This is a genomic window from Duganella margarita (assembly GCF_009857535.1).
Taxonomy (GTDB): Bacteria; Pseudomonadota; Gammaproteobacteria; order Burkholderiales; family Burkholderiaceae_D; genus Rugamonas; species Rugamonas margarita.
The window spans coordinates 1-20,282 of record NZ_WWCS01000020.1 but is presented as its reverse complement, the minus strand read 5'-3'; the positions used below and the strand labels follow the sequence as shown (position 1 = coordinate 20,282).

The following is a 20,282-nucleotide window of genomic DNA, read 5'->3' as shown; positions in this document are numbered from 1 at the left end:
GGCATGGTGCCCAACCTGTACGCCACGCTGGCGTATTCGGACACTGCGCTGGGCAACTATCTGACGCTGCAAAACGGCAAAAGCGCGTTGAGCGCCAAGGAACGCGAAGTCATCAACCTGGTGGTCAGCCAGGTCAACCATTGCGAATACTGCCTGGCTGCGCACACCGCACTGGGCGGCATGGTCGGTTTCACGCCGGAGCAGATCATCGAACTGCGCAAAGGCGGCGCCACGTTCGATGCCAGGCTGGATGCCTTGGCCAAACTGGTCAAGAGCGCAGCGCTGAACCGCGGCCACGCCGAGCCGGCGTTGCTGGCGGCTTTCCTGGCGGCCGGCTACAGCAAAGGGCAACTGGTCGACACGGTCATGGTCATCGGCGACAAGATCATCACCAACTACCTGCACGCATTGACGCAGGTGCCGGTCGACTTCCCGGCCGCACCGGCAATCTGATCGCTCAGGCAGGCGTCAGCGACGCCTGCACAAAGTCCACAAACGCGCGCGCCTTGGCGCTCGCCAGCCGGCCCGATGGATAGACCGCCCACACATCCATCGCCGGCAAGGTCCAGCCGGTCAGCACCGCCTGGACTTCACCGCTGGCCAGCTCCGGCGCAAACATCCATTCGGACGCCACCGCCAGCCCCTGGTCGGACAGCACCGCCGCACGCAAGCCCTCCGCCGCCGACACCCGCAACCGCCCTTGCAGCGTGACGGGCAAGCGCTCCCCATCGCGTTCAAACACCCAGTTGCCGCTGCCACCGGCGTCCTGCACATACGGCACCGCGCTGTGCTGCGCCAGATCGGCCGGCGATTGCGGCATGCCATGCTCGGCAAAATACGCCGGCGTGCCGACCACGAGCCGCCGTCCCTGCGCAATGCGGCGGGCCGTCATCGACGAGTCGCTCAGCGCTCCCATCCGCAGCGCGACGTCGATGCCATGTTCCAGCAAATCGATATGGCGGTCATCCAGCACCACATCCAGTTCCAGCGCCGGATGTTCCCGCAGCCACGCGCCCAACTTCGGCACCACGTGCAGGCGGCCGAAGGTCAGGCCGGCACAGATGCGTAACCGTCCGCTCAGGCTGGCGCCGGCGCCACGCGTCTCCAGCTCCGTCTCGTCGGCCTGGCTAATGGTCTTGCGCGCGCCTTCGTAGTAGCGATGGCCGGCATCGGTGGTCGTCAGGCCACGTGTGGTGCGCGACAACAGCCGCGTGCCCAGCCGCGCCTCCAGCTGCGCCACCGCCTTCGACACGGCCGGCTGGCCGGTATGCAGCCGCCGCGCGGCAGCGGAGAACGACCCGGCCTCCACCACGCACACAAAAATTTCCATCAGGGTTAAACGATCCACGGCGCTCCTCCTCCACCCTATCTTAACCAAGCATGGATGAGATGTCATCCTATTCCCGGAAGGAATGAGAGATATGGGTTTGGCCGTTCTTCCGCCACGGCACGTCAGACGGCACAGTAGCGTCATCACCACCGACCACAGGACTTCATCATGTACCAGCTCTACGCCTTCGCCACACCCAACAGCATCAAGGCCATCATCGCCCTCGAAGAACTTGCGCAGGACTATCAGCTGCACGCCATCAATGTCCGCCAGGGCGAGCAAAAGACCGAGGCGTTCACGTTGCTCAATCCAAACGCCAAAGTACCGGTATTGATATCGCCGGCCGACAAACTGGTGTTGACTGAATCAGCGGCGATCCTGGTGTATCTGGCGGAACGGCATGGGCAACTGCTGCCAACGACTGGCGTAGCGCGTGCGCGCGTGTTTGAGCAGCTGTTCTTTCACGCATCCGGCCTGGGGCCGGCGTTTGGTCAATCGGGCTATTTTCAGAAGTCCGCGCCGGAAGCTGTTCCGGCGGCGATTGCGCGCTTCGATGGCGAAGCCAAACGCACGCTCGCGCTGCTGGACCGCGTGCTGGCCACGCAGGACTATGTGGCAGGCGATAGCTATTCGATTGCCGACATCGCCCACTTCGGCTGGCTGTGGCGTCGCGCCTTCGCCAATATCGATTTCAGCGCCACACCGCATGTCGAGCGCTGGTATGCGCTGATAGCGGCGCGTTCCACCGTGCAGCGCGCCATCGCCCGCGCCGACGCCATGCTGGCCGACGCCGCAAAAGCCTGACCCGCAGCCGCGCTGTGGTACATTCCCGGTTCGCCATTTTTCTGCAGCCGTCATGTCCCACCTGAAGTACCTCAGCGCCTACTCCGAACAAACACAGCAGCAAGTCGCGCAACTGATCGCCAAGAACCAGCTGGGCGAAGTGCTGCTCAAGCGCTACAGCAAGCCGCACGATCTGCGCACCGACCGCGCGCTGTACCAGTATGTGCAGGAGCTGAAGACGGAATTCCTGCGTAATGCCGAGCCGATCAATAAAGTCGAATACGACAGCAAGATCCATGTGATCAACCACGCGCTGGGGCTGCACACCTCAATCTCGCGCGTGCAGGGCGGCAAGCTCAAGGCCAAGCATGAAATCCGCGTTGCCACCATGTTCAAGGAAGTGCCGCTGGAATTCCTGCGCATGATTGCCGTGCACGAGCTGGCGCACATTAAAGAGAAGCAGCACGACAAGTCGTTCTACAAGCTGTGCACCTACATGGAGCCCAACTATCACCAGTACGAATTCGACCTGCGCCTCTACCTGACCTCACTGGATATCGGCGGAGACCGTCTCTGGGCCTGATGCGTGGGCGTTTGCTGGCGCACAGTCCATCTGCAGGAAACCGACAAAGATGTCATGACCATATCAGGGCGCTTCGCCTTTGATGTGCAGTTCATTTCCCACTGAATCGTTATTCCTGCTCATACTGGAGAAGACCTATGTCCCATACCCGTCTATTCGCCGCCCTCGCCGCCAGCTTTGCCCTCGCCAATATCGCATCCGCTCAAGCGCCGATCGCCAAAGCCGATAGCGACCGCCTGGTTGCCATTGCCCAGGCCAACATCGCGGAAGTTGCTGCCGGCAAGATGGCGCTCGATAAAAGCAGCAACGCCGACGTCAAATCATTTGCGCAAACGATGATTGACGACCACAGCAAAGGTCTGGATGAGACCAAAAAAGTCGCCGCCGCGAAGAACGTGACGCTGCCGACCGAACCAGACGCCGAACACAAGAAAATGGCGGCTGATCTGGAGAAACTGTCCGGCGCCGCGTTTGACAAGCAATATGTCAGCAAAGCCGGCGTTGCCGACCACACCAAGGTCCTTGCCGCGCTGAAGAAAGATATCGCCAGCGCGAAAGACGCCGACGTCAAAGCGCTGGCCAGCAAGCTGGAGCCAACTGTCGCCCATCATGGCGAGATGGCCAAGAAGCTGGACGCTACGCTGAAATAAGCATCGGTCAGATGCTGGTCAGGCGGCCGAGCAGCGCTTCCGGTTGGCTTTCGACATTCATCAGCGCCACGTGGTGCGGGCGAATGAAGCCTTGCTCGCCGGCGTGGCGGATGAAATTGGTGAGACTGTCATAGAAGCCATCCACATTCAGCAGCCCGATCGGCTTGGCGTGGATGCCCAGTTGCGACCAGGTCAGCATCTCGAACAGCTCTTCCAGCGTGCCCATACCGCCCGGCATGGCGATGAAGCCGTCGGCCAGCTGCGCCATCATCGCCTTGCGCTCGTGCATGTCCTTGACGATGAACTGGCGCGTCAGGCCTGTATGGCCCACCTCGCGTTCGACCAGCGCGGTCGGGATCACGCCGGTGACCTCGCCGCCCAGGCGCAGCACTTCGTCGGCTATGATGCCCATCAGGCCGACATTGCCGCCGCCGTACACCAGCGACAGGTTGCGCGCCACCAGCGCCTGGCCCAGCCCCCGCGCCGCCTCGGCATACTGGGGAGTGATGCCGGCATTGGCGCCGCAGTACACGCAAATATTTTTAACCACTAAACTTTTCCTCTTCCAGTTCTTTTTGCGCCGCGTCCTGATCCAGCCGCTCGGTTGCGTCGCGCACGTTGCAGCAGGCGGCCTGCTTGTATAAATCCATGGCCTGCGCCAGTTTGCTTTTCTTGTCCAGCATCAACAGCGCGCGCGCATACTGGATGCGGGCGATGGCCGAGTCGGGATTGAGCTGCATGCCCAGTTCAAACTGGCGATATGCCTCGTCCTTTTTGACACCGTAGCTCAGGCCGGCCAGCACCGCACCGACCTTGTCCAGGATCTCGGTGTGGTACACGCCCAGCGCGACGTGCGCATCGGCGCGCTGCGGTTCCAGCTTGATGGCGATCTCCAGGCTGCGCTTGATTTTAGTGCCCAGGCCGCGCGACAGCGCCTTCACCACCGAGATGCCTTGCGAATACTGGCCCAGCGCATACGCATGCCAGTAGTAGCCGGCCGGATTGCCCGGCTGTTCCAGCTGCTGCCGCTCGCACCGCTCGGCCACGCATTCAAAGGTGGCCAGGCGGCGCTTGTCGTTCGGTTCCAGATAATTGGCGTACATGCAGATCGCCTTGTGCGCGACCGCATAGCCGTTGACGCCCACGTCCAGGCCCAGCCGCGCGGCGCGCTCGAACTCGCCGGCGTGGAAGGCGATCCAGGCCTGCACCAGCGCCGGATGAGTGGGAAACGCTTCGCGGTCGCCGCCATGCAGCTGCGGCCAAGCCGCCTGCAAGGTCTCCGGCGTGTAACGAAACGCCGGATCAGGGTACGGAAAAGCGGTCCACGCCATCAAAGCCTCCTTCAGCTCACTTGAGTTTCTTCAGGTATTCTTCGGACAATTTCTGGAACAGCAGCGCCGTCTCGTTACGCAAATACGGGCCGATCTGCGACAGCACCTGGTAGCAGCCACGCGCCAGCGCGTCGGCCATCGATTGCTGCTCGCTGTATTTGCGCGGATTGCGCACGTATTCGTAGGATAACCAATACGTCGCCACCACCACCATATTGGTGGCCATGGCGTCGATCGCGTTGTCGGACGCTTCCAGCGATTTCTCGCTGCGCAGGTCTTCGCACAGCTGCTTGGCGACCTTGATCTTGTGCGCCAGGATCTGCTTGAAGTGCAGTTCCAGCTTGCGGTTGCGCGACAGCAGGTCGTTCAGGTCGCGGTAGAAAAAACGGTAGCGCCAGATCAGCTCGAACATCAGGTGCAGATACAGCCAGACGTCCTCGATATTGGAACGGCGGCCGTTGGGCACGGTCAGGATGCGTTCAATCTCGGCTTCGAACTGGACGAAGATCGAGTTGACGATGTCGTCCTTGTTACGAAAATGGTAGTACAGGTTCCCCGGCGAGATATTCATCTCTTCGGCGATCACGGTGGTGGTGATGTTGGGCTCGCCGAACTCGTTAAACAAGCGCAAGGACAGCTCAAGGATGCGTTCGCGGGTGCGGCGGGGGGCTTTTTGTAGCATAGCAGGGAACCTCTGTTTATTCTCGCGCAAGCATAACACCGATGCACATCACAGAGGAACACCCGCGCACGCTTTTAGGCGCACATAGCAGCCAGATGCCGCCAGTTAGCTATTTCGCTTTCTTGGCAGCAGGCTTTTTAGCCGCAGCTTTCTTGGCGGCCGGCTTTTTAAGAGCGGATTTTTCGGCCTTGGGAACGGCTTTTTTCGCGGTAGCCGGCGGGTCGGTCAGCGCCGCCAGCTGCGCGCTCAGCTGGTCGATGCGCAAATGCAGCGCGTCGACTTCCTGGCGGCTCGGCACGCCGATCGAGCTCAGCGCGCGCAGCACGCGTTCCTCGAACAGCTGCATCGAGAAGAACTTGCCCTCCTCGTCCTGCGCCTTGGCGAAGGCCGCCAGGCCGGCCTGCCAGATCTCCTGTGACGACATGCGTACCGCGTCGGCCAGCTGGTCGTCGTTCTTTTTCAACTTCTTAGCCATTTCCATCCCGTGAGTGCTGTTTGCCGGTATTTTATTCTATGCCAGCAGGACTAGAGCATGGTTACTAATGGCTCTGGGCGACATCCGCCGGCAACTGATGCGCGGGCAGCCACTTGCGGTAGATTTTCAGGAAGCTGCCGTCGCGCTTCATCTCGCCCAGCGCGTTATCCCACGCCTGCACGGTGGCCACTGGCGTACCTTTGGAAAAGGCAAAATAGACCTGCATCGGGTCCAGCCGGAACGCCACCTCGACCTCGCTCGGCTGATAGCCGGCGCGCCGCAGCGCATCGTCATGCAGTTCCTCACCGTCGAACCACAGGTCGAACCGCTGGTTCATCAGCATCCTGGCGGCGGTAACGGAAGTATTGGTCTGATCCACTACGTTGTAGCCTTGCGCCACCGGCAGGCTGACGAAAACGCTGCCGCGCCGCGCGCCGGCGCGCAACTTGTGGAGATCGGTGTGGTCGCGCTGCCACTCGGCAGCCTTGCCCTTCAGCGCAAACGCCGTCACCCAGGTATTGAACAGCGGCCCGACAAAGTGCATGGTGTGCTCGCGTTCGCGGGTGCGTACGATGGACAGCAGCAGCACGCCAGGCTCGGTCAGCGCCAGCGTATTGGCACGCGCCCAGGGCACAATCTCAATCGGATCGCGCTGCCCCAGCCGCTGCTGGATGGCAGCCGCCAGCTCGACCACCAAGCCGTCGGCCTGGCCGTGGTGCATGAAGCTGACCGGGGCGCTGTCCATGCCGTAGATTTTCAACGGCGCAGCCGCAGCAATGCCTGCCAGAAGCCAGCTCAGTGCGCAAACGAGACGTATCAGGTTCATGCGCCATGGTAACCTAAGTTTCGATCCTGACGGTAGCTTTGGAATCAGCTGACCAGATCGGTGACGGCCAGCCGGTCGAGCAGTTCGCGACTGGGAAAGCTTGGCAGCCGGTAGCGCGCCGGGTAGCCTGGCACGCTGTGATGCAACTCCTTGATGTGCGCGCGCAGTTCGGCCCAATCGACCACCCGCATGTCCGGCTCGCCGCTTTCCTCGTGATAGCGCACCAGCGCCACCTTGTCGACTTCCGGCAGCAACGTGTCGACCTGATCGGTCCAGACGCCGTAACTGTGGAGGCGGCCGGTCGCCTCCGATTGCACCAGCGTGTAGCTGGCGACGAACAGGTCCAGACTGGCTTTGTCGTTCAGCTTGTCCAGCATGTGCTTCTGCGACTGGTAATCCTCCAGCAGGAACAGCTTTTTCAGTTCGGCCGCCCGTTGCGCCACCTGCGCGTCGCCGGGCTGGTATTCGACCGGCTTGCCGTTCTCGAAGCGGTACATCAGCGCCGATACCTGGCGCCCCTCCTCCTCGGCCAGCGTGCGCGCCAGCGCCAGCATGCCGAGCAGCGCTGCCGGCTGGTTGGCGGACGCCACCAGCAGCTTGTGCCGCGACGGCGCCATGACCACCGGCTCGCCGCCCAGTTCCATGCGGTAGAACAGATCGGCAAACAACAGGCGCGAGCTTTCGTAGGCATCGTTCCAGCCGCCCAGGAAAACGCCGGGCGCCACCTGCGCGAAGTTGGACACCGTCCTGTCGCGCAGATTATCGGTGGCCACCGCCAGCGCCTCGTCGAACGAGACGCCCCACTCGATCAGCGTGGCGCCGGTCAGCGTCTGGATCGAGTGCGCGCTGTCGCAAGCCAGCATGATCACGCTGTCGCTGCTGAACGGCGCATAGGCGTCGATCAGCGGCTTGACGGCAGCGTCCGCCAGCGTCGCCGGCATCAGCCGCAGATATTCCAGCGTGCCGCGCCCGCGTATCACCGGCCGCAGGCTGGGGCGCGCTGCGGCGAAGCTGGCCGGCAGCGGCGGCGCCATCATGCCCTGGACGAAATTCGCCAGCGCCTGCGCGCGTTGCTTGCGCGGGGCGGCGCAATAGGCGCGGTAGCCGTTGTCCAGGTTGATGATTTGCGCGCCGTCGCCGGTGCCCAGCAGCCGGCACTCATCGGCGTCGTAGCGCAGTTGGGAGGGATTGCCCGCCTCGGCAAAAGCCTGCATGGCCCGTTGCGCGAATTGTTCGAGGGTGGGGGTGGAACGGAAGAAATCTAAAAATCCCAACGCTACTCCTTGATCGTTTCAGTATCGGCCGGTGACCCGATGGCAGCCAGCGGCCCATGCGCCTGCGCATGCAGGCGGAAACCTTCGCGGATATTCTCGCGCAGCACCGCGCCTTTCCACGGCTTGGTGTAGAAGCGGTCGATCGCGCCATGGTTGATGGCGGCCATGATCGGCGTCAGGTCGGCGTAGGCCGACAGCATGATGCGGAAGGTGTCCGGGCACAGGTTCTTGACCCGCTCCATGAACTCGGTGCCGCTCATCAGCGGCATGCACTGGTCGCACAGGATCACCTGCACCCGGTGCCGCGCCAGGATGTCGAAGCCCTCGGCGGCGGTCTGCGCCGTCAGGATGCGGTAGCCGTCCTGCGACAGGAAATCGGTCAGCACGTCCAGCATGAAGGCGTCGTCGTCCACGATCAGCAGGGTCTGCTGGTCGACGAGCTGCGCTTCGCTCGGCGCCTGCAGGCGGCGGCCTTCGCGCAGCATGGCCTCGAACTCCTGCTCCGGCAACGGCCGGCTGAAGTAATAGCCCTGCATCTCGTCGCAGTTGTGGCGGTGCAGATAGGCCAGCTGCGCCTCCTTCTCCACCCCTTCGGCAATCACTTTCAGCTTCAGGCTGTGCGCCATGTTGATGATGGCCAGCACGATCGCCGCATCGTCCGGATTGCTGGTGACTTCGCGCACGAAGGCGATGTCGATCTTCAGCTTGTCGATCGGGAAGCGCTTCAGGTAGGCCAGCGACGAGTAGCCGGTGCCGAAGTCATCGATCGAAATCTGGATCCCCAGCGCCTTCAGATTCTGCAGCACGCTGATGGTTTCCTCGGCGTTGGACATCAGCGAGCTTTCGGTCAGTTCCAGCTCCAGCAAATCGGGCGCGATATCGTGTTCGCGGATCGCCTTCAGCACTTCTTCTTCCAGGCCGCCGACAAAGAACTGGATGCCCGACACGTTGACCGACAAATGCACCGCGCCGGCGCCGGTCTTTTGCCACGCGGCGATCTTGCGGCAGGCCTCGTTGATCACCCAGCTGCCGACCCGCACGATCAGCCCGGTCTCCTCCAGCAGCGGGATGAACAGCGCCGGCGACACCATGCCGTGGCCTGGCCGCTGCCAGCGGATCAGCACCTCGGCGCCGCTGATGCGGCCGCTGCTGATGTGCACCTTGGGCTGGAAATGCAGCACGAATTCCTGGTTGTCGATGGCGCGCCGCAGCGCGTTTTCCAGCTCCAGCCGCGCCAGCGACTGCGCGTTCATCTCGGCGGTGAAGAAACGGAAGGCGTCGCGGCCCGCCTCCTTGGCGCGGTACATGGCGGTGTCGGCGTACTGGATCAGCGTATCGGGCTCGACGCTGTCGTCCGGATAGACGGCGATGCCGATGCTGGCGGTAACGGTGGCCTCGTGCCCCTTCAGGTCGAACGGCCGGCGCAGCGAGTCGCGGATCTTGTCGACCACCGCGATGGCGTTCTGCGCGCCTTCCGGCAGCATCAGGATAGCGGCGAACTCGTCGCCGCCGAAGCGGCCGATGGTGTCGCGCACGCGCAAACAATCAACCAGGCGGCTCGAAAACTGCCGCAACAGCTCGTCGCCGATGGTGTGACCGAGCGTGTCGTTGACGTTCTTGAAGCGGTCGACGTCGAGGAACAGCACCGCCAGCGACCATTTATGCTCTTCCGCCTGGCGCACCGAATGCACCAGCGAATCGTAGAACTGGCTGCGGTTAGGCAAGCCGGTCAGCGTATCGAAGTGGGCCAGCTTGAGCAGGCGCTGCTCGGCCTCCTTGCGTTCGGTGATGTCGCGCGCCACCGCCACCAGGATCCAGCTGCTGCCCGAGCGCAGCGTGCGGCGCTGCACTTCCACCGCCAGCGGCGCGCCATCCTTGCATTGCAACAGCAGCTCGGTCATGGCGCCGCTCTGGTCGCCGGCCAGCAACTTGTCGTACAGTTCTTCCAGCTTGTGCAGCTCGCCTTCCAGCGCGCGATTCGGGCCGACCTGGAGGAAGTCCTCGCGCGCGAAACCCAGCATGCGGCAGGCGGTGGCGTTGACGTCGACAAAGCACATGCCGGCGCGGTCGACCAGAAAAATGGCGTCGGCGGTGGCGTCCATCGCCAGCCGGAAACGGCGCAGATCTTCGTCGAGCCGGATGCGGGCGTTCATGTCCAGCGTCAGCTGCGCGTGGTGGCGCTTGATTTCGTCGTACAGCAGCAAGTTCTCGAACGCCACCGCGACCTGCGCCGCCACCGTGGCGGCCACCCGCTCGTCGACTTCGGTAAACCCGTCGGCGCCCAGCTTGTCGACCAGGTACAGCCAGCCGTGGGTGCGCTCGCCGGAGGCGATCGGCACGCCGAGAAAGGAGTGCACCGGCGGATGGGTCGGCGGCAGGCCGATGGTGGCGGGATCGCCGTTGAGGTCGTTGATGCGGCACGGCAGGCGCTGGTCCAGCAGGCCGCGCAGCACGCCGGCGCGCGGCGTCTGCGCGATCTGGCGGGTCGGCATGCCGGCGCCGCAGCTGGAGAAATAACTCAGTTCGGCGGACCCCGGCTCCAGCACGCCGATGCAGGCATATTTCGCCACGCAGATGTTTTGCGCCACGCGGCAGCCGATGTCGACCAGCGCCTGCGGATCGCGCTCGGCGCCCAGCTCGATGCCAAGTTCGATCAGCGCGGTCAGGCGCAGGCTCACCGCCTGCAGGCTGGACAGCGACTGCGACAGCCGCTGCGTCATGTGGCTCAGGTTTTCCGGCGTCGAGTCGGTGTTGTCGGCCGCCATCAAGCTCATCAGCTGGCTGCTCGATTCCAGCTCGTCCAGGTACTCGGCCACCTGGTGGTCGATATCGTGCAGCCGGCCTTCCGGCGGCGGTTCCGGCGCGCTCCCCGGCCGCGCTGCGGACGGCGTGATGTTGTCGGCCATGCCGAGCGCCTCGTGCACCGTCGCCAGGATCACTTCCGGATCGGAGGGCTTGGGCAGCACCCAGCGCACGCCGCACGACTGCGCCACCGCCATCGCCTCGCGCTCGCGGTAGGTGGCGGTGTAGAAAATCACCGGCACGTCGGCGGTCTCGGCGTGCGCGTGCATGCGGGTGACGAATTCGTAGCCATCCATATTCGGCATCAGGATGTCGGAGATGACCAGGTCCGGCTTTTCCGCCATCACCATTTTCAGGCCTTCGGCGCCGTTGGCGGCCTCCAGCAACCGATGACCGCCGTAGCTCAGCAGCGTCATCAGGAATTCACGATTGAGTACGTGATCGTCCACGATCAGGATCGTGGCGGTATCGTTTTTATTCCCCGGGGACGACACCACCCCTTGCAAGAAAGACTCGATCTGCGCCACGAAGGTGTCCGGCTCGATCGGTTTGCCGATGTAGCCGTCAAAGCCCGCCTGCAGCAGCTTTTCGCGGTCGCCCACCATCGCCAGCGCGGTCACGGCCAGCGCCGGAATATGCCGCACCTCGGGGTCGGCCTTGAGCGCCGCCACCACGCCGTAACCGTCCAGCTTGGGCAAGTGCACATCGCAGATGATCAGGTCGGGCCGTTCGCGCCGGGCTGCCGCCACGCCCGCCTCGCCATCGCTGGCCGACAGCGGCTCGTAACCGAACGCCCGCAGCAAATACACCATCAACTCCATGTTGGTGGCGTTGTCCTCTATGATCAGAATCCGTGCTGACACGTTCGATCTCCCTTTCCTGGTTACTCTTGCAATGGCAGCGCCAGCGTAAACACGCTGCCTTTGCCGTATTCGCTGTCAAATAAAATTTCACCGTGCAGCAGCGCCGCCAGCTTGCGGCTCAGATGCAGGCCCAGCCCGGTGCCCTCGAACTGGCGCAGCGCATTGCCGTCCAACTGCGAGAAGGCCTGGAACAGGGTGCCGCGCTGCTCATCGCCGATGCCGATGCCGGTATCGCTGACGCTGATGGTGGCGCACGGCCGCTGCCCCACCACCGACTTGGCCAGCCGCACCAGCACCGTGCCGCTGTTGGTGAACTTGATGGCGTTGTGCACCAGGTTCATCAGGATCTGCTGCACCGCCCGGCGGTCGCTGGACACCGTCACGTCGTCGGGCGCCGGATCGAATTCCAGCGCCAGGCCCTTGCTGCGCGCCTGCGGCTTGAACGAGCTCAACACCTCATCGATCAGCGCGCGGCACCGCAGCGGCCCCACGTCCAGCTCGACCCGGCCCGAGTCGATGCGGGTTAGATCCAGCAAGTCATTGATCAGCGACAGCAGATGGCGGGCACTGCTTTGCACCATGCGCAACTGCTTGCCTTGCTCATCATTGATGGGGCCAGGCAACTTCATCAGCATAGTACCTGTAAAACCGATGATCGCGTTCAACGGCGTGCGCAATTCGTGCGACATGCCGGCCAGGAAGCGGTCCTTGGTGGCGATGGCTTTTGCTAGTTCGACATTCTTTTCTTGCAGCGCAACTTCACTTTGTTTACGTTCCGTGATGTCGCGGATCGCGCTCATCACCAGGGTGCCCTCTTCAGTACTGATCGGGCTGAGGCTGATCTCGACCGGGAATTCGACACCGTCGCTGCGCAGGCCGTACAGGTCGCGGCCGCTGCCCATGGCGCGCACCAGCGGCTCGGCGGCAAAGCCGGCGCGGTAGCCGATGTGCGCGGCGCGGAAGCGCGGCGGCATCAGCGTCTCCAGCACCATGCCGCGCAGCGCGTGGCGCGGATAGCCGAACAGCCGCTCCGCCTGGCCGTTGGCCAGCACGATGCGGCCGGCCGCGTTGGCCATGATGATGGCGTCCGGCATCGACTCGAGGATGCCGTCGTAGCGCGCCTCGACCAGCTTGGCGTCGCGCAGCACCTTGAGCGGGGTGACGTCTTTCTTGCTCCACAAAAGATAGTCGGGCTGGCCATCGACGCCGCGCACCAGCTTGCACGAACTGTCGATATAGATCAGCGTGCCGTCCTTGGCGCGCCGCACCGATTCGTAGCTGGTCACGCCGTCCGCCTGGGCTTGCTGCGACAGGCTGGCGCCCTGCCCGACCAGGGCCGGCGGCACGATCAGCGCATCGAGCTGACGCCCCAGCGCTTCGGCGCTGGTATAGCCGAACACGGCCCGTGCGCCATTGGTCCAGCACACCACCTCGCCGCCGGTGGTGGTGACCACCACGGCATCGGGAATCTGGTTCAGAATCAATGCGCCGAAATCGACCGTCATCGCCTCGCCTTCCTTGCGTGTACACAGATCCACCATACAGCAAGGCGGGCGCAAGAACATCACACAAAGTCACACCGAGGCGGCGGCGGTAATCTCCTGTAACGCGCACCGCATGATGTCCGGATGCCGTCCCAGCGCCACGTGGCCTATGGCGCCGAACACCAGATTGCGCGCACCCGGCAGGTCGCTAGAGTCCTGCGGCGCGATAATGTTGTCGTGGACAGAGTAGATGGAACTGAACAACATCCGTTGCGTATTTGCCTCAGACGCGGCCAGCGCGTCGAGCCACGGACTGTCACGGCGCATTTGCGCCGCGTTGCTGCCCGGTCCGAACGACGCCAGCGCGGTGCCGTGATGCGGCGTGCCGAGCGTGATCACGCGGGCCACTGCGGGATCGGCATGGCGGCGCACGCAGTCGCGCAAATACGCGCGCGCCACCAGCCCGCCCATGCTGTGCGCCAGAATGATCACTTGCGCACTGCCAGTCTCGCGCCGCAGGCGCGCCACCGCCGCCTGCACCTGCGGCACGAAATCATCGATCGATGCCCCCGGCGGTTCGAGGTCGACGCCGTAATGGCTGATGCCCGCCTGCTTCAGCAGCTTGCTCATCGGTAGCCAGTAGCCGCTGTTGCAGGCGTAACCGTGGATCAGCAGTACCGGCAAGCCCTGCTGCTGATCCGGCGGCTGCAACTGCATGCCGACCGGCCGCAGCATGTAGTACGACGAGGTCAGCATCGAGGAATGGAATTCATGCCAGAACAGGTTGGCGGCGCTGCGCAGGTTCAGCGCATGATCGGGCGGCGTGACGCTGCCGGCGCGCCAGCTCAGATAGAAGTTATTGGCCGAGATCAGCAGCCGCACCAGCAGCACCGCCAGCAGGCCGCAGGCCAGATAGAACAGCGCCGTCGCCGGCGCGCTCAGTTGCGCCTCCCACGCCGGGCGCCACCAATCATAGAGGCCGGTCGCCAGCAGCGCCATGCAGGCCACCTGCACCACCAGCAGCAGTATCAGCAGTCGTTTGATCATGACTGCATGATAGCGCGTTCAGGAAGCCTTGGGGCGAGGCGCCGGCTGGCCGGTGAGCTGCTGCGCCAGCCCGCTGGCCAGGCGCGCCACGATGCCGTAGATCGACAGCTGCGGATTGGCGCCGATCGAAGTCGGGAACAGCGAGCCATCGTGTACTGACAGATTCGTCAGGCCGTGATAGCGGCCGAGCGAACTGGTGACGCCCAGCCGCGCATCGTCCGACATGCCACAGCCGCCCATCACATGCGCCGACACCACCTTGGTCTGCAACAGCTTGAACGGCAGCGCGTTGATGCCGGCCTGCGCCTGGGCCCAGGTGCGGTACGCCTCGCCGCGCTCGTGCACCGGCGTGACCGATTGCGCGCCGGCGGCGAACTGGATCTCGGCCATGGTCAGCAGCGCGCGCCGCGCGCCATCCCACAGGAAATCGCTGATCGGATAATCCAGCACCGGCGCGCCGTTGACCAGCGCCACGCTGCCGCCTGGCACGTCGGGGTGGAAGCCGTCGCGCAGCAGCGCCAGCAAGGCGTGCACATGCGGGAACTGCCGCATCACGCCCGCATGCTGCGTGCCAAAGCCAGGCATGGTGGTGGCGAACAGCAGCGGATGCAGCGGCGGCGCTTCCAGCTTGTAGCCGACCGGACCGTCGATGCGCTCGGTGTGCAGGAAGTGGTCCGAATAAACGGTTTGCGGCGCGCCGGCGTAACCGTCGACACGCTGTTCAAACAAGCCGGCCGAGACCACGGTCGGATGCAGGAAAGTGCGCTTGCCCAGCAGGCCATGCGGATCGGGCGCCGCCGAGCGCATCAGCAAGGCCGGCGTATTGATGGCGCCGCCAGCCAGCACGAAATGCCTGGCCCGCAGCGTGACGCGCCGGCCAGTGGGACTGAGACCGTCGGCCGCCAAGGCCAAACAGCTCAGCTCGGTCACGCGGTCGCTCTTGATCACCAGTTGCTCCGCGCGCATGCGCGTCAACAGCTGCGCGCCGTGCTGCAAGGCGGACGGGATGGTGGTCACCAGCATCGACTGCTTGGCATTGGTCGGACAGCCCATGCCGCAGTAGCCGAGATTCCAGCAGCCGTTGACGTTGCGGCGTATCAGCCCGGTCGGGATATTCAGCTTGGCGGCGCCGCGCCGCAGCAGGTCGTTGTTCTCGTTGGGCGGCGTCGGCCAGTCGCTGATGTGCAGGCGTTCTTCCATCATGCCGAACCACGGCGCCAGCGTCGCCGGCGTGTAGTCATTCAGGCCGAAATGCTGGTTCCAGTACTGCAGCGTGATGTCCGGCGTGCGGAAGCTGCTGGTCCAGTTGATGGTGGTGCTGCCGCCCACCGTGCGGCCCTGCAGGATCGTGATGCCCTTGTCCCTGGTCTTGCGCGCGGCCGACTCCTGGTACAGCGTCGGGTACGCCTCGGCCTCGCGCATCTTGAAATCCTTCGACGACTTCAGCGCGCCTTCTTCAACAATGATGACTTTCAGGCCGGACAGCGCCAGGATCTCGGCCGTGACGCCGCCGCCGGCGCCGCTGCCGACGATCACCACGTCGGCCTCGAGCGTCTGGTCGGCTTGCAGTTGCGCGCCATCGGTCACCTGCCAGCCGGCGGCCAGGCCGGCGACGATTGGATCGGGAATCACGCTCATGCCAGCAACTCCTTCATCGGACCCGGATAGCCGATCGCTTCCCAGGTGGACGGATCGGCATACCAGGCGCCCATGATCAGGTCATGCAGCGCGTGATAGCCGACTTGCAGCGTCTGCAGGCTGTGCGTGCGCCAGCTGCGCAGAAAGGCCGCCACCAGCTGCGGATCGGCCTGCTCCCAGCCACCCGCCACGCCCGCCAGCAAGCGCCGCGCCGGTCCCAGCGCCAGCAGGCCGAACAGATCCTGCACTTCTTTTTGCGTCGTCAGCGGCAACCCAAGCACGGCGTCCCGCACGCGCTGGCTGGCGGCACGCACGGCCATCGCGCGCGCTTCGGCCGCCTGCGGCAGCGCCGGTCCCAGCATGGCCGGGATGACCGCGTCCAGTACCGTCTGGGCGGGGCCGTCCAGGGCAAAGCGGTGCGGCGAACTGGCCGGATTGACCAGGCGATAGATGGCGCCGCCGGCTGCGAGTGTGCACGCGCCGGCCACGCCGATCTTCAAAAAAGATCTGCGGGATACTTGCATTGTCTCCGTCCATTTTTTATGGTTTTGCAGCTAGTGTAGCCGGCAAAACTAGAGGAAGGCGTCTAGTCCGGCACACCATCGGCGACCACGGCCGGCAGGTAGCCGTCGCAGAATTCCGGCGGCATGCGCCGCGCGCGGCCGCTGCTGATCTCGATGCACACCAGTTGCCACCGTCCGCGCAACACAGTAGCGCCATCGCTGGCGCGCAATAGCTGGAAACGGCGTTCCATGTTGAGCTTGCCGTCGGTGCTGTACAGCCAGGTGCCCAGCAACAGCGCTTCGCCAGCGGCGGTGGGCAGGATGTAATCGTATTCGGCATGGCGGATCGCCATCGCCCGGTCCAGCCGGCGGTAGTCGGCCAGGCTCAGGCCCAGCGCTTCCGAATGGGCCCAGCCGGCCTTTTCGCACCACTGCACGTAGACGGCATTGTTGGTGTGGTCCAGCCCGTCGATATCGGCGGCCGACGGCGTCAGTGCCAGCGTGTACGGTTGCGGATGGTCCCAGTTCATTGCTTGTCCTTGTCATGACGGCCGGTCATGTGGCGGGCGATGCCGCGCAGGATGTTGACCTCTTCCGTCTCCAGCTGGGCGCGGGCGAACAGCCGCTTCAGGCGCGGCATCAGCTTGCGCGGATTGCTGGCGTCGAGAAAACCGATCGCCACCAGCGCCTGCTCCAGGTGCGCGTACATGCCCTCGATCTGCTCGACGCTGGCGGCCTCACCGTGGAAGCCGACCTCGCTGGCCTCCGCCACCGGCAAGCGCGGCGTGTGGGTGACGCCCGCACACTCCAGCAGCGCCATGCGGCATTCGTAGGCCAGCACCTGGGCCGCCTGCGACAGGTTCAGCGACGAATACTCGGGATTGGCGGGAATATTAATCAAGACATTACACTTTTGCACCAGTTCGTTCGGCAGGCCGAAGCGCTCATTGCCGAAGATCAGCGCCGCGTGCAATTCAGGCTGCGCCACCAGCTGGCCGGCCAGTTGACGCGGAGATAACACCGGCGGCGAAAACTCGCGCAGCCGCGCCGACACCGCCGCCGCAAAATTAATCCCCTCCAGCGCCTCGGCGATGCTGCCGACCACCCGCGCATTGGCCAGGATATCCTGCGCACCACTGGCGAACGCCACTGCCTCCGGGTCTTGCAGCGCATGCTCGAAGCGCGGCGTCACCAGCACCAGGTCGCTGTAACCCATGGTTTTCATGGCGCGCGCGACCGCCCCGATGTTACCGGCGCGGCTGGTTTCGACCAGAATAAATCGCAGGTGTTTGAAAAGATTCGTGTTGATTTGGGACAGGTTCATTTAAAATAGCGGAATTACGCGGTGTCAAAACAGGAATTCATGCAGAATTCTACCTTGTTGAAGCCGCCCCGCTCTTTGTCATTTTGTCTCCTGTCGTGCCGCCGGATTGAAATTCTTCCGGTGGGCGTTAGCATTTTTATTACGGAATAGTCCATGCAATCTCCAATGATTAACACGGCCGTGAAGGCCGCTCGTCGCGCCGCCGCCGTCATCAACCGCGCCTCCTTCGACCTCGACCGCGTCATCGTGACCGAGAAGGACCACAAGGACTACGTCACCGACGTTGACCAGGCTGCCGAGCAAGCCATCATCGAAGTGCTGTCCAAAGCCTACCCTGACCACGCCTTCCTGGGCGAAGAAAGCGGCGCTTCCGCCAATGCGCACGACGAGGCAGAATACACCTGGATCATCGACCCGATCGATGGCACCACCAACTTCCTGCACGGCTTCCCGCAGTACTCGATCTCGATCGCGCTGTCGCACCGCGGCATCATCACGCAGGCCGTGATCTACGACCCGGTCCACAACGACCTGTTCACCGCCACCAAGGGCGCCGGCGCCTACCTGAACGAAAAACGCATCCGCGTGGGCAAGCTGGACCGCATCGCCAACGCCCTGCTGGCCACCGGCTACAAGACCGGCAGCCCGAAAGCGCTGAAAGAATACCTGGAAATGTACGGCATCATGGCCGAACGCAGCCAGGGCATCCGCCGCGCCGGCAGCGCCGCGCTGGACCTGGCCTACGTCGCCTGCGGCCGCCTGGACGGCTTCTATGAAAAAGGCCTGAAACCGTGGGATATCGCAGCCGGCACCCTGCTGGTCACCGAAGCGGGCGGCATCGTCGCCGAATTCAACGGCGAGTCGGACTACCTGTACAAGGGCGACATCGTGGCCGGCAGCCCGAAAGTGTTCGGCCAGATGATTGGTCTGCTGACGCCGTTCGCGTAACTTTACGTTAGTTCGACAATTTGTTACAAATTAAGGGCGCTACGGCGCCCTTTGTCTTTCCTTAGCGAAACATAAGCCGCACTTAGCTGTTATACTGAAAGCTGCGGCCTACGCCCAGTCCTGTACCGCAAGCTCAAGAACAACCGATTGCCTGCGACTGACGCCCACCGTGGCGACAGGTCGATCATAACAAAAAGTTAATATGTCATTTTCCTCCCTCGGTTTGTCCGATGCGCTGATGCGCGCAGTTGCCGACACTGGCTATACCTCGCCGACCCCGATCCAGCAGCAGGCCATCCCGGCCGTGCTGAATGGCGGCGACCTGCTGGCCGGCGCACAAACCGGCACCGGCAAGACGGCCGGCTTCACCCTGCCGCTGCTGCACCGCCTGTCGACTGACCCGGTCGGCGCCAAACTGACCAGCAACACCTCGCCCCGCGCGATCCGCGCCCTGATCCTGACCCCGACCCGCGAACTGGCGGCCCAGGTCGAGGAAAGCGTGCGCATCTACGGCAAGTACACCAAGCTCAATTCCGCCGTGATCTTTGGCGGCGTCGGCATCAACCCGCAGATCAAGCAACTGAAACACGGGGTCGACATCCTGGTCGCCACCCCGGGCCGCCTGCTGGACCACATGGACCAGGGCACGGTCGACCTGTCGAAGATCGAGATCCTGGTGCTGGACGAAGCCGACCGCATGCTCGACATGGGCTTCATCCGCGACATCCGCAAAGTGCTGGCCAAGCTGCCGGCCAAGCGCCAGAACCTGCTGTTCTCGGCCACCTTCTCGGACGACATCAAGGCGCTGGCCAACGGCCTGCTGACCAACCCGGCGACGATCGAAGTGGCGCGCCGCAATTCGACGGTGGAAATCATCGCGCAGAAAATCCACCCGGTGGACCGCGACAAGAAACACCCGATGCTGGCGCACCTGATCAAGTCCAACAACTGGACCCAGGTACTGGTGTTCACCCGCACCAAGCATGGCGCCAACAAGCTGGTGGAACAGCTGGACAAGGACGGCATCAAGGCCATGGCGATCCACGGCAACAAGAGCCAGTCGGCGCGCACCAAGGCGCTGTCGGAGTTCAAGGACAGCAAGCTGCAAGTGCTGGTGGCCACCGACATCGCCGCGCGCGGGATCGACATCGACCAGCTGCCGCACGTGGTCAACTACGACCTGCCGAATGTGCCGGAAGACTATGTGCACCGGATCGGCCGTACCGGCCGCGCCGGCGCGACGGGCGAAGCGGTATCGCTGGTGTGCGTGGATGAGAACGACATGTTGAAAGACATCGAAAAGCTGATCAAGCAGACCTTGCCGCGTGAAGTGATTCCAGGCTTCGAGCCGGACCCGACCGCACGCGCGCAGCCGATTCAGCTGCGCAGCGGCAACCCAGGCCACCGCAACGGCGGCCGTCAAGGTCAAGGCGGCGCAGCGCGCAAGCCGGGCGCCGGCAATGGTGGCGGTAACGGCGGCGGCAACAAGCCGCGTGCGGCTGGCGGCGGCAACGGTGGTACTGGTGGCGCGCCGCGCGGCAACGGCGGCGGCAATGCCGGCGCGCCGCGCTCCGCAGCCCAGCACCGCTCCGGCGGCCGGGGCCGCTAAAACTCCGGGGTCAGATACCGTCTTGAATAGCAAGCCCTTTCGCCAGGTAATTGGGGTCAAAGGGCTTGTTTGTTTTGATGACGCCGTAAATGAAATGCGCCAGCTTATGCATGACGGCGCCGATGACGGC

At 63.8% G+C, this 20,282-nt stretch carries 20 protein-coding genes; 6 read left to right on the top strand and 14 right to left on the bottom strand.

All coding sequences use genetic code 11. The annotated features are described in order from the left end of the window. The first annotated feature begins 3 nt into the window (after positions 1 to 3). On the top strand, positions 4 to 453 hold the full coding sequence (locus GTP55_RS29930; protein WP_229258138.1) for a carboxymuconolactone decarboxylase family protein: 450 nt from the start codon (positions 4 to 6) through the stop codon (positions 451 to 453). 4 nt (positions 454 to 457) lie between these two features. Here GTP55_RS29930 and GTP55_RS23780 read toward each other — a convergent pair whose 3' ends face one another. Next, positions 458 to 1,348 carry a LysR family transcriptional regulator gene (locus GTP55_RS23780; RefSeq protein ID WP_161047292.1) on the bottom strand — a complete coding sequence of 297 codons (891 nt, stop codon included), beginning with the start codon at positions 1,346 to 1,348 and terminating at the stop codon, positions 458 to 460. A gap of 150 nt (positions 1,349 to 1,498) precedes the next feature. Here GTP55_RS23780 and GTP55_RS23775 point away from each other — a divergent pair, with 150 nt between their 5' ends. The 3 genes from GTP55_RS23775 to GTP55_RS23765 all read left to right on the top strand — a co-directional run bounded on the left by GTP55_RS23775 (position 1,499) and on the right by GTP55_RS23765 (position 3,346). After that, positions 1,499 to 2,134, top strand: coding sequence for a glutathione S-transferase family protein (locus GTP55_RS23775; RefSeq protein WP_161047291.1), 636 nt, complete (start codon positions 1,499 to 1,501; stop codon positions 2,132 to 2,134). Between the two features lie 52 nt (positions 2,135 to 2,186). Continuing rightward, the gene (locus tag GTP55_RS23770) at positions 2,187 to 2,696 is read left to right on the top strand and encodes a YgjP-like metallopeptidase domain-containing protein (RefSeq protein WP_161047290.1); all 510 of its coding nucleotides are present in this window, start codon (positions 2,187 to 2,189) and stop codon (positions 2,694 to 2,696) included. 137 nt (positions 2,697 to 2,833) lie between these two features. Next, positions 2,834 to 3,346, top strand: a complete 513-nt coding sequence (locus GTP55_RS23765) for a DUF4142 domain-containing protein (protein ID WP_161047289.1) — start codon at positions 2,834 to 2,836, stop codon at positions 3,344 to 3,346. Positions 3,347 to 3,353: 7 nt separating this feature from the next. Here the strand turns inward: GTP55_RS23765 and GTP55_RS23760 are convergent, their stop codons facing one another. From GTP55_RS23760 to GTP55_RS23700, 13 genes are all read right to left on the bottom strand, one after another. Further along, positions 3,354 to 3,896: an LOG family protein gene (locus GTP55_RS23760; protein WP_161047288.1), complete on the bottom strand. Its 543-nt coding sequence runs from the start codon at positions 3,894 to 3,896 to the stop codon at positions 3,354 to 3,356. Next, a complete protein-coding gene (locus GTP55_RS23755) occupies positions 3,889 to 4,677 on the bottom strand; it encodes a tetratricopeptide repeat protein (RefSeq protein ID WP_161047287.1) in 789 nt (262 codons plus the stop codon). Before GTP55_RS23755 ends, GTP55_RS23760 begins: the two co-directional genes overlap by 8 nt. Before the next feature lie 16 nt (positions 4,678 to 4,693). Then, the gene (locus GTP55_RS23750) at positions 4,694 to 5,359 is read right to left on the bottom strand and encodes a TetR/AcrR family transcriptional regulator (protein WP_110848588.1); all 666 of its coding nucleotides are present in this window, start codon (positions 5,357 to 5,359) and stop codon (positions 4,694 to 4,696) included. A gap of 109 nt (positions 5,360 to 5,468) precedes the next feature. Continuing rightward, a complete protein-coding gene (locus tag GTP55_RS23745) occupies positions 5,469 to 5,834 on the bottom strand; it encodes a phasin family protein (RefSeq protein WP_161047286.1) in 366 nt (121 codons plus the stop codon). Between the two features lie 64 nt (positions 5,835 to 5,898). Further along, a complete protein-coding gene (locus GTP55_RS23740) occupies positions 5,899 to 6,660 on the bottom strand; it encodes a substrate-binding periplasmic protein (RefSeq protein WP_229258134.1) in 762 nt (253 codons plus the stop codon). Between the two features lie 44 nt (positions 6,661 to 6,704). Continuing rightward, entirely contained in the window at positions 6,705 to 7,934 is a 1,230-nt protein-coding gene (locus GTP55_RS23735; RefSeq protein ID WP_161047285.1) for a DUF1444 domain-containing protein, read from the bottom strand. A 2-nt stretch (positions 7,935 to 7,936) separates the two neighbouring features. Then, positions 7,937 to 11,599 (bottom strand): EAL domain-containing protein, encoded by a 3,663-nt coding sequence (locus GTP55_RS23730; RefSeq protein WP_161047284.1) that lies wholly within the window; start codon positions 11,597 to 11,599, stop codon positions 7,937 to 7,939. 20 nt (positions 11,600 to 11,619) lie between these two features. Beyond that, entirely contained in the window at positions 11,620 to 13,104 is a 1,485-nt protein-coding gene (locus GTP55_RS23725; protein ID WP_161047283.1) for a PAS domain-containing sensor histidine kinase, read from the bottom strand. A gap of 69 nt (positions 13,105 to 13,173) precedes the next feature. Next, complete coding sequence (locus GTP55_RS23720) at positions 13,174 to 14,130, bottom strand: esterase/lipase family protein (RefSeq protein ID WP_161047282.1); 957 nt, start codon at positions 14,128 to 14,130, stop codon at positions 13,174 to 13,176. An 18-nt stretch (positions 14,131 to 14,148) separates the two neighbouring features. After that, the gene (locus GTP55_RS23715) at positions 14,149 to 15,768 is read right to left on the bottom strand and encodes a GMC family oxidoreductase (protein ID WP_161047281.1); all 1,620 of its coding nucleotides are present in this window, start codon (positions 15,766 to 15,768) and stop codon (positions 14,149 to 14,151) included. Continuing rightward, positions 15,765 to 16,292: a twin-arginine translocation signal domain-containing protein gene (locus GTP55_RS23710; RefSeq protein ID WP_161047280.1), complete on the bottom strand. Its 528-nt coding sequence runs from the start codon at positions 16,290 to 16,292 to the stop codon at positions 15,765 to 15,767. Before GTP55_RS23710 ends, GTP55_RS23715 begins: the two co-directional genes overlap by 4 nt. Positions 16,293 to 16,354: 62 nt before the next feature. Then, complete coding sequence (locus GTP55_RS23705) at positions 16,355 to 16,801, bottom strand: acyl-CoA thioesterase (protein WP_161047279.1); 447 nt, start codon at positions 16,799 to 16,801, stop codon at positions 16,355 to 16,357. Beyond that, the gene (locus GTP55_RS23700; protein ID WP_161047278.1) at positions 16,798 to 17,595 is read right to left on the bottom strand and encodes an RNA methyltransferase; all 798 of its coding nucleotides are present in this window, start codon (positions 17,593 to 17,595) and stop codon (positions 16,798 to 16,800) included. Before GTP55_RS23700 ends, GTP55_RS23705 begins: the two co-directional genes overlap by 4 nt. Before the next feature lie 165 nt (positions 17,596 to 17,760). Here GTP55_RS23700 and GTP55_RS23695 point away from each other — a divergent pair, with 165 nt between their 5' ends. Further along, complete coding sequence (locus GTP55_RS23695; RefSeq protein WP_161047350.1) at positions 17,761 to 18,543, top strand: inositol monophosphatase family protein; 783 nt, start codon at positions 17,761 to 17,763, stop codon at positions 18,541 to 18,543. Between the two features lie 202 nt (positions 18,544 to 18,745). Then, on the top strand, positions 18,746 to 20,152 hold the full coding sequence (locus GTP55_RS23690) for a DEAD/DEAH box helicase (RefSeq protein ID WP_161047277.1): 1,407 nt from the start codon (positions 18,746 to 18,748) through the stop codon (positions 20,150 to 20,152). Positions 20,153 to 20,282 lie beyond the last annotated feature (130 nt).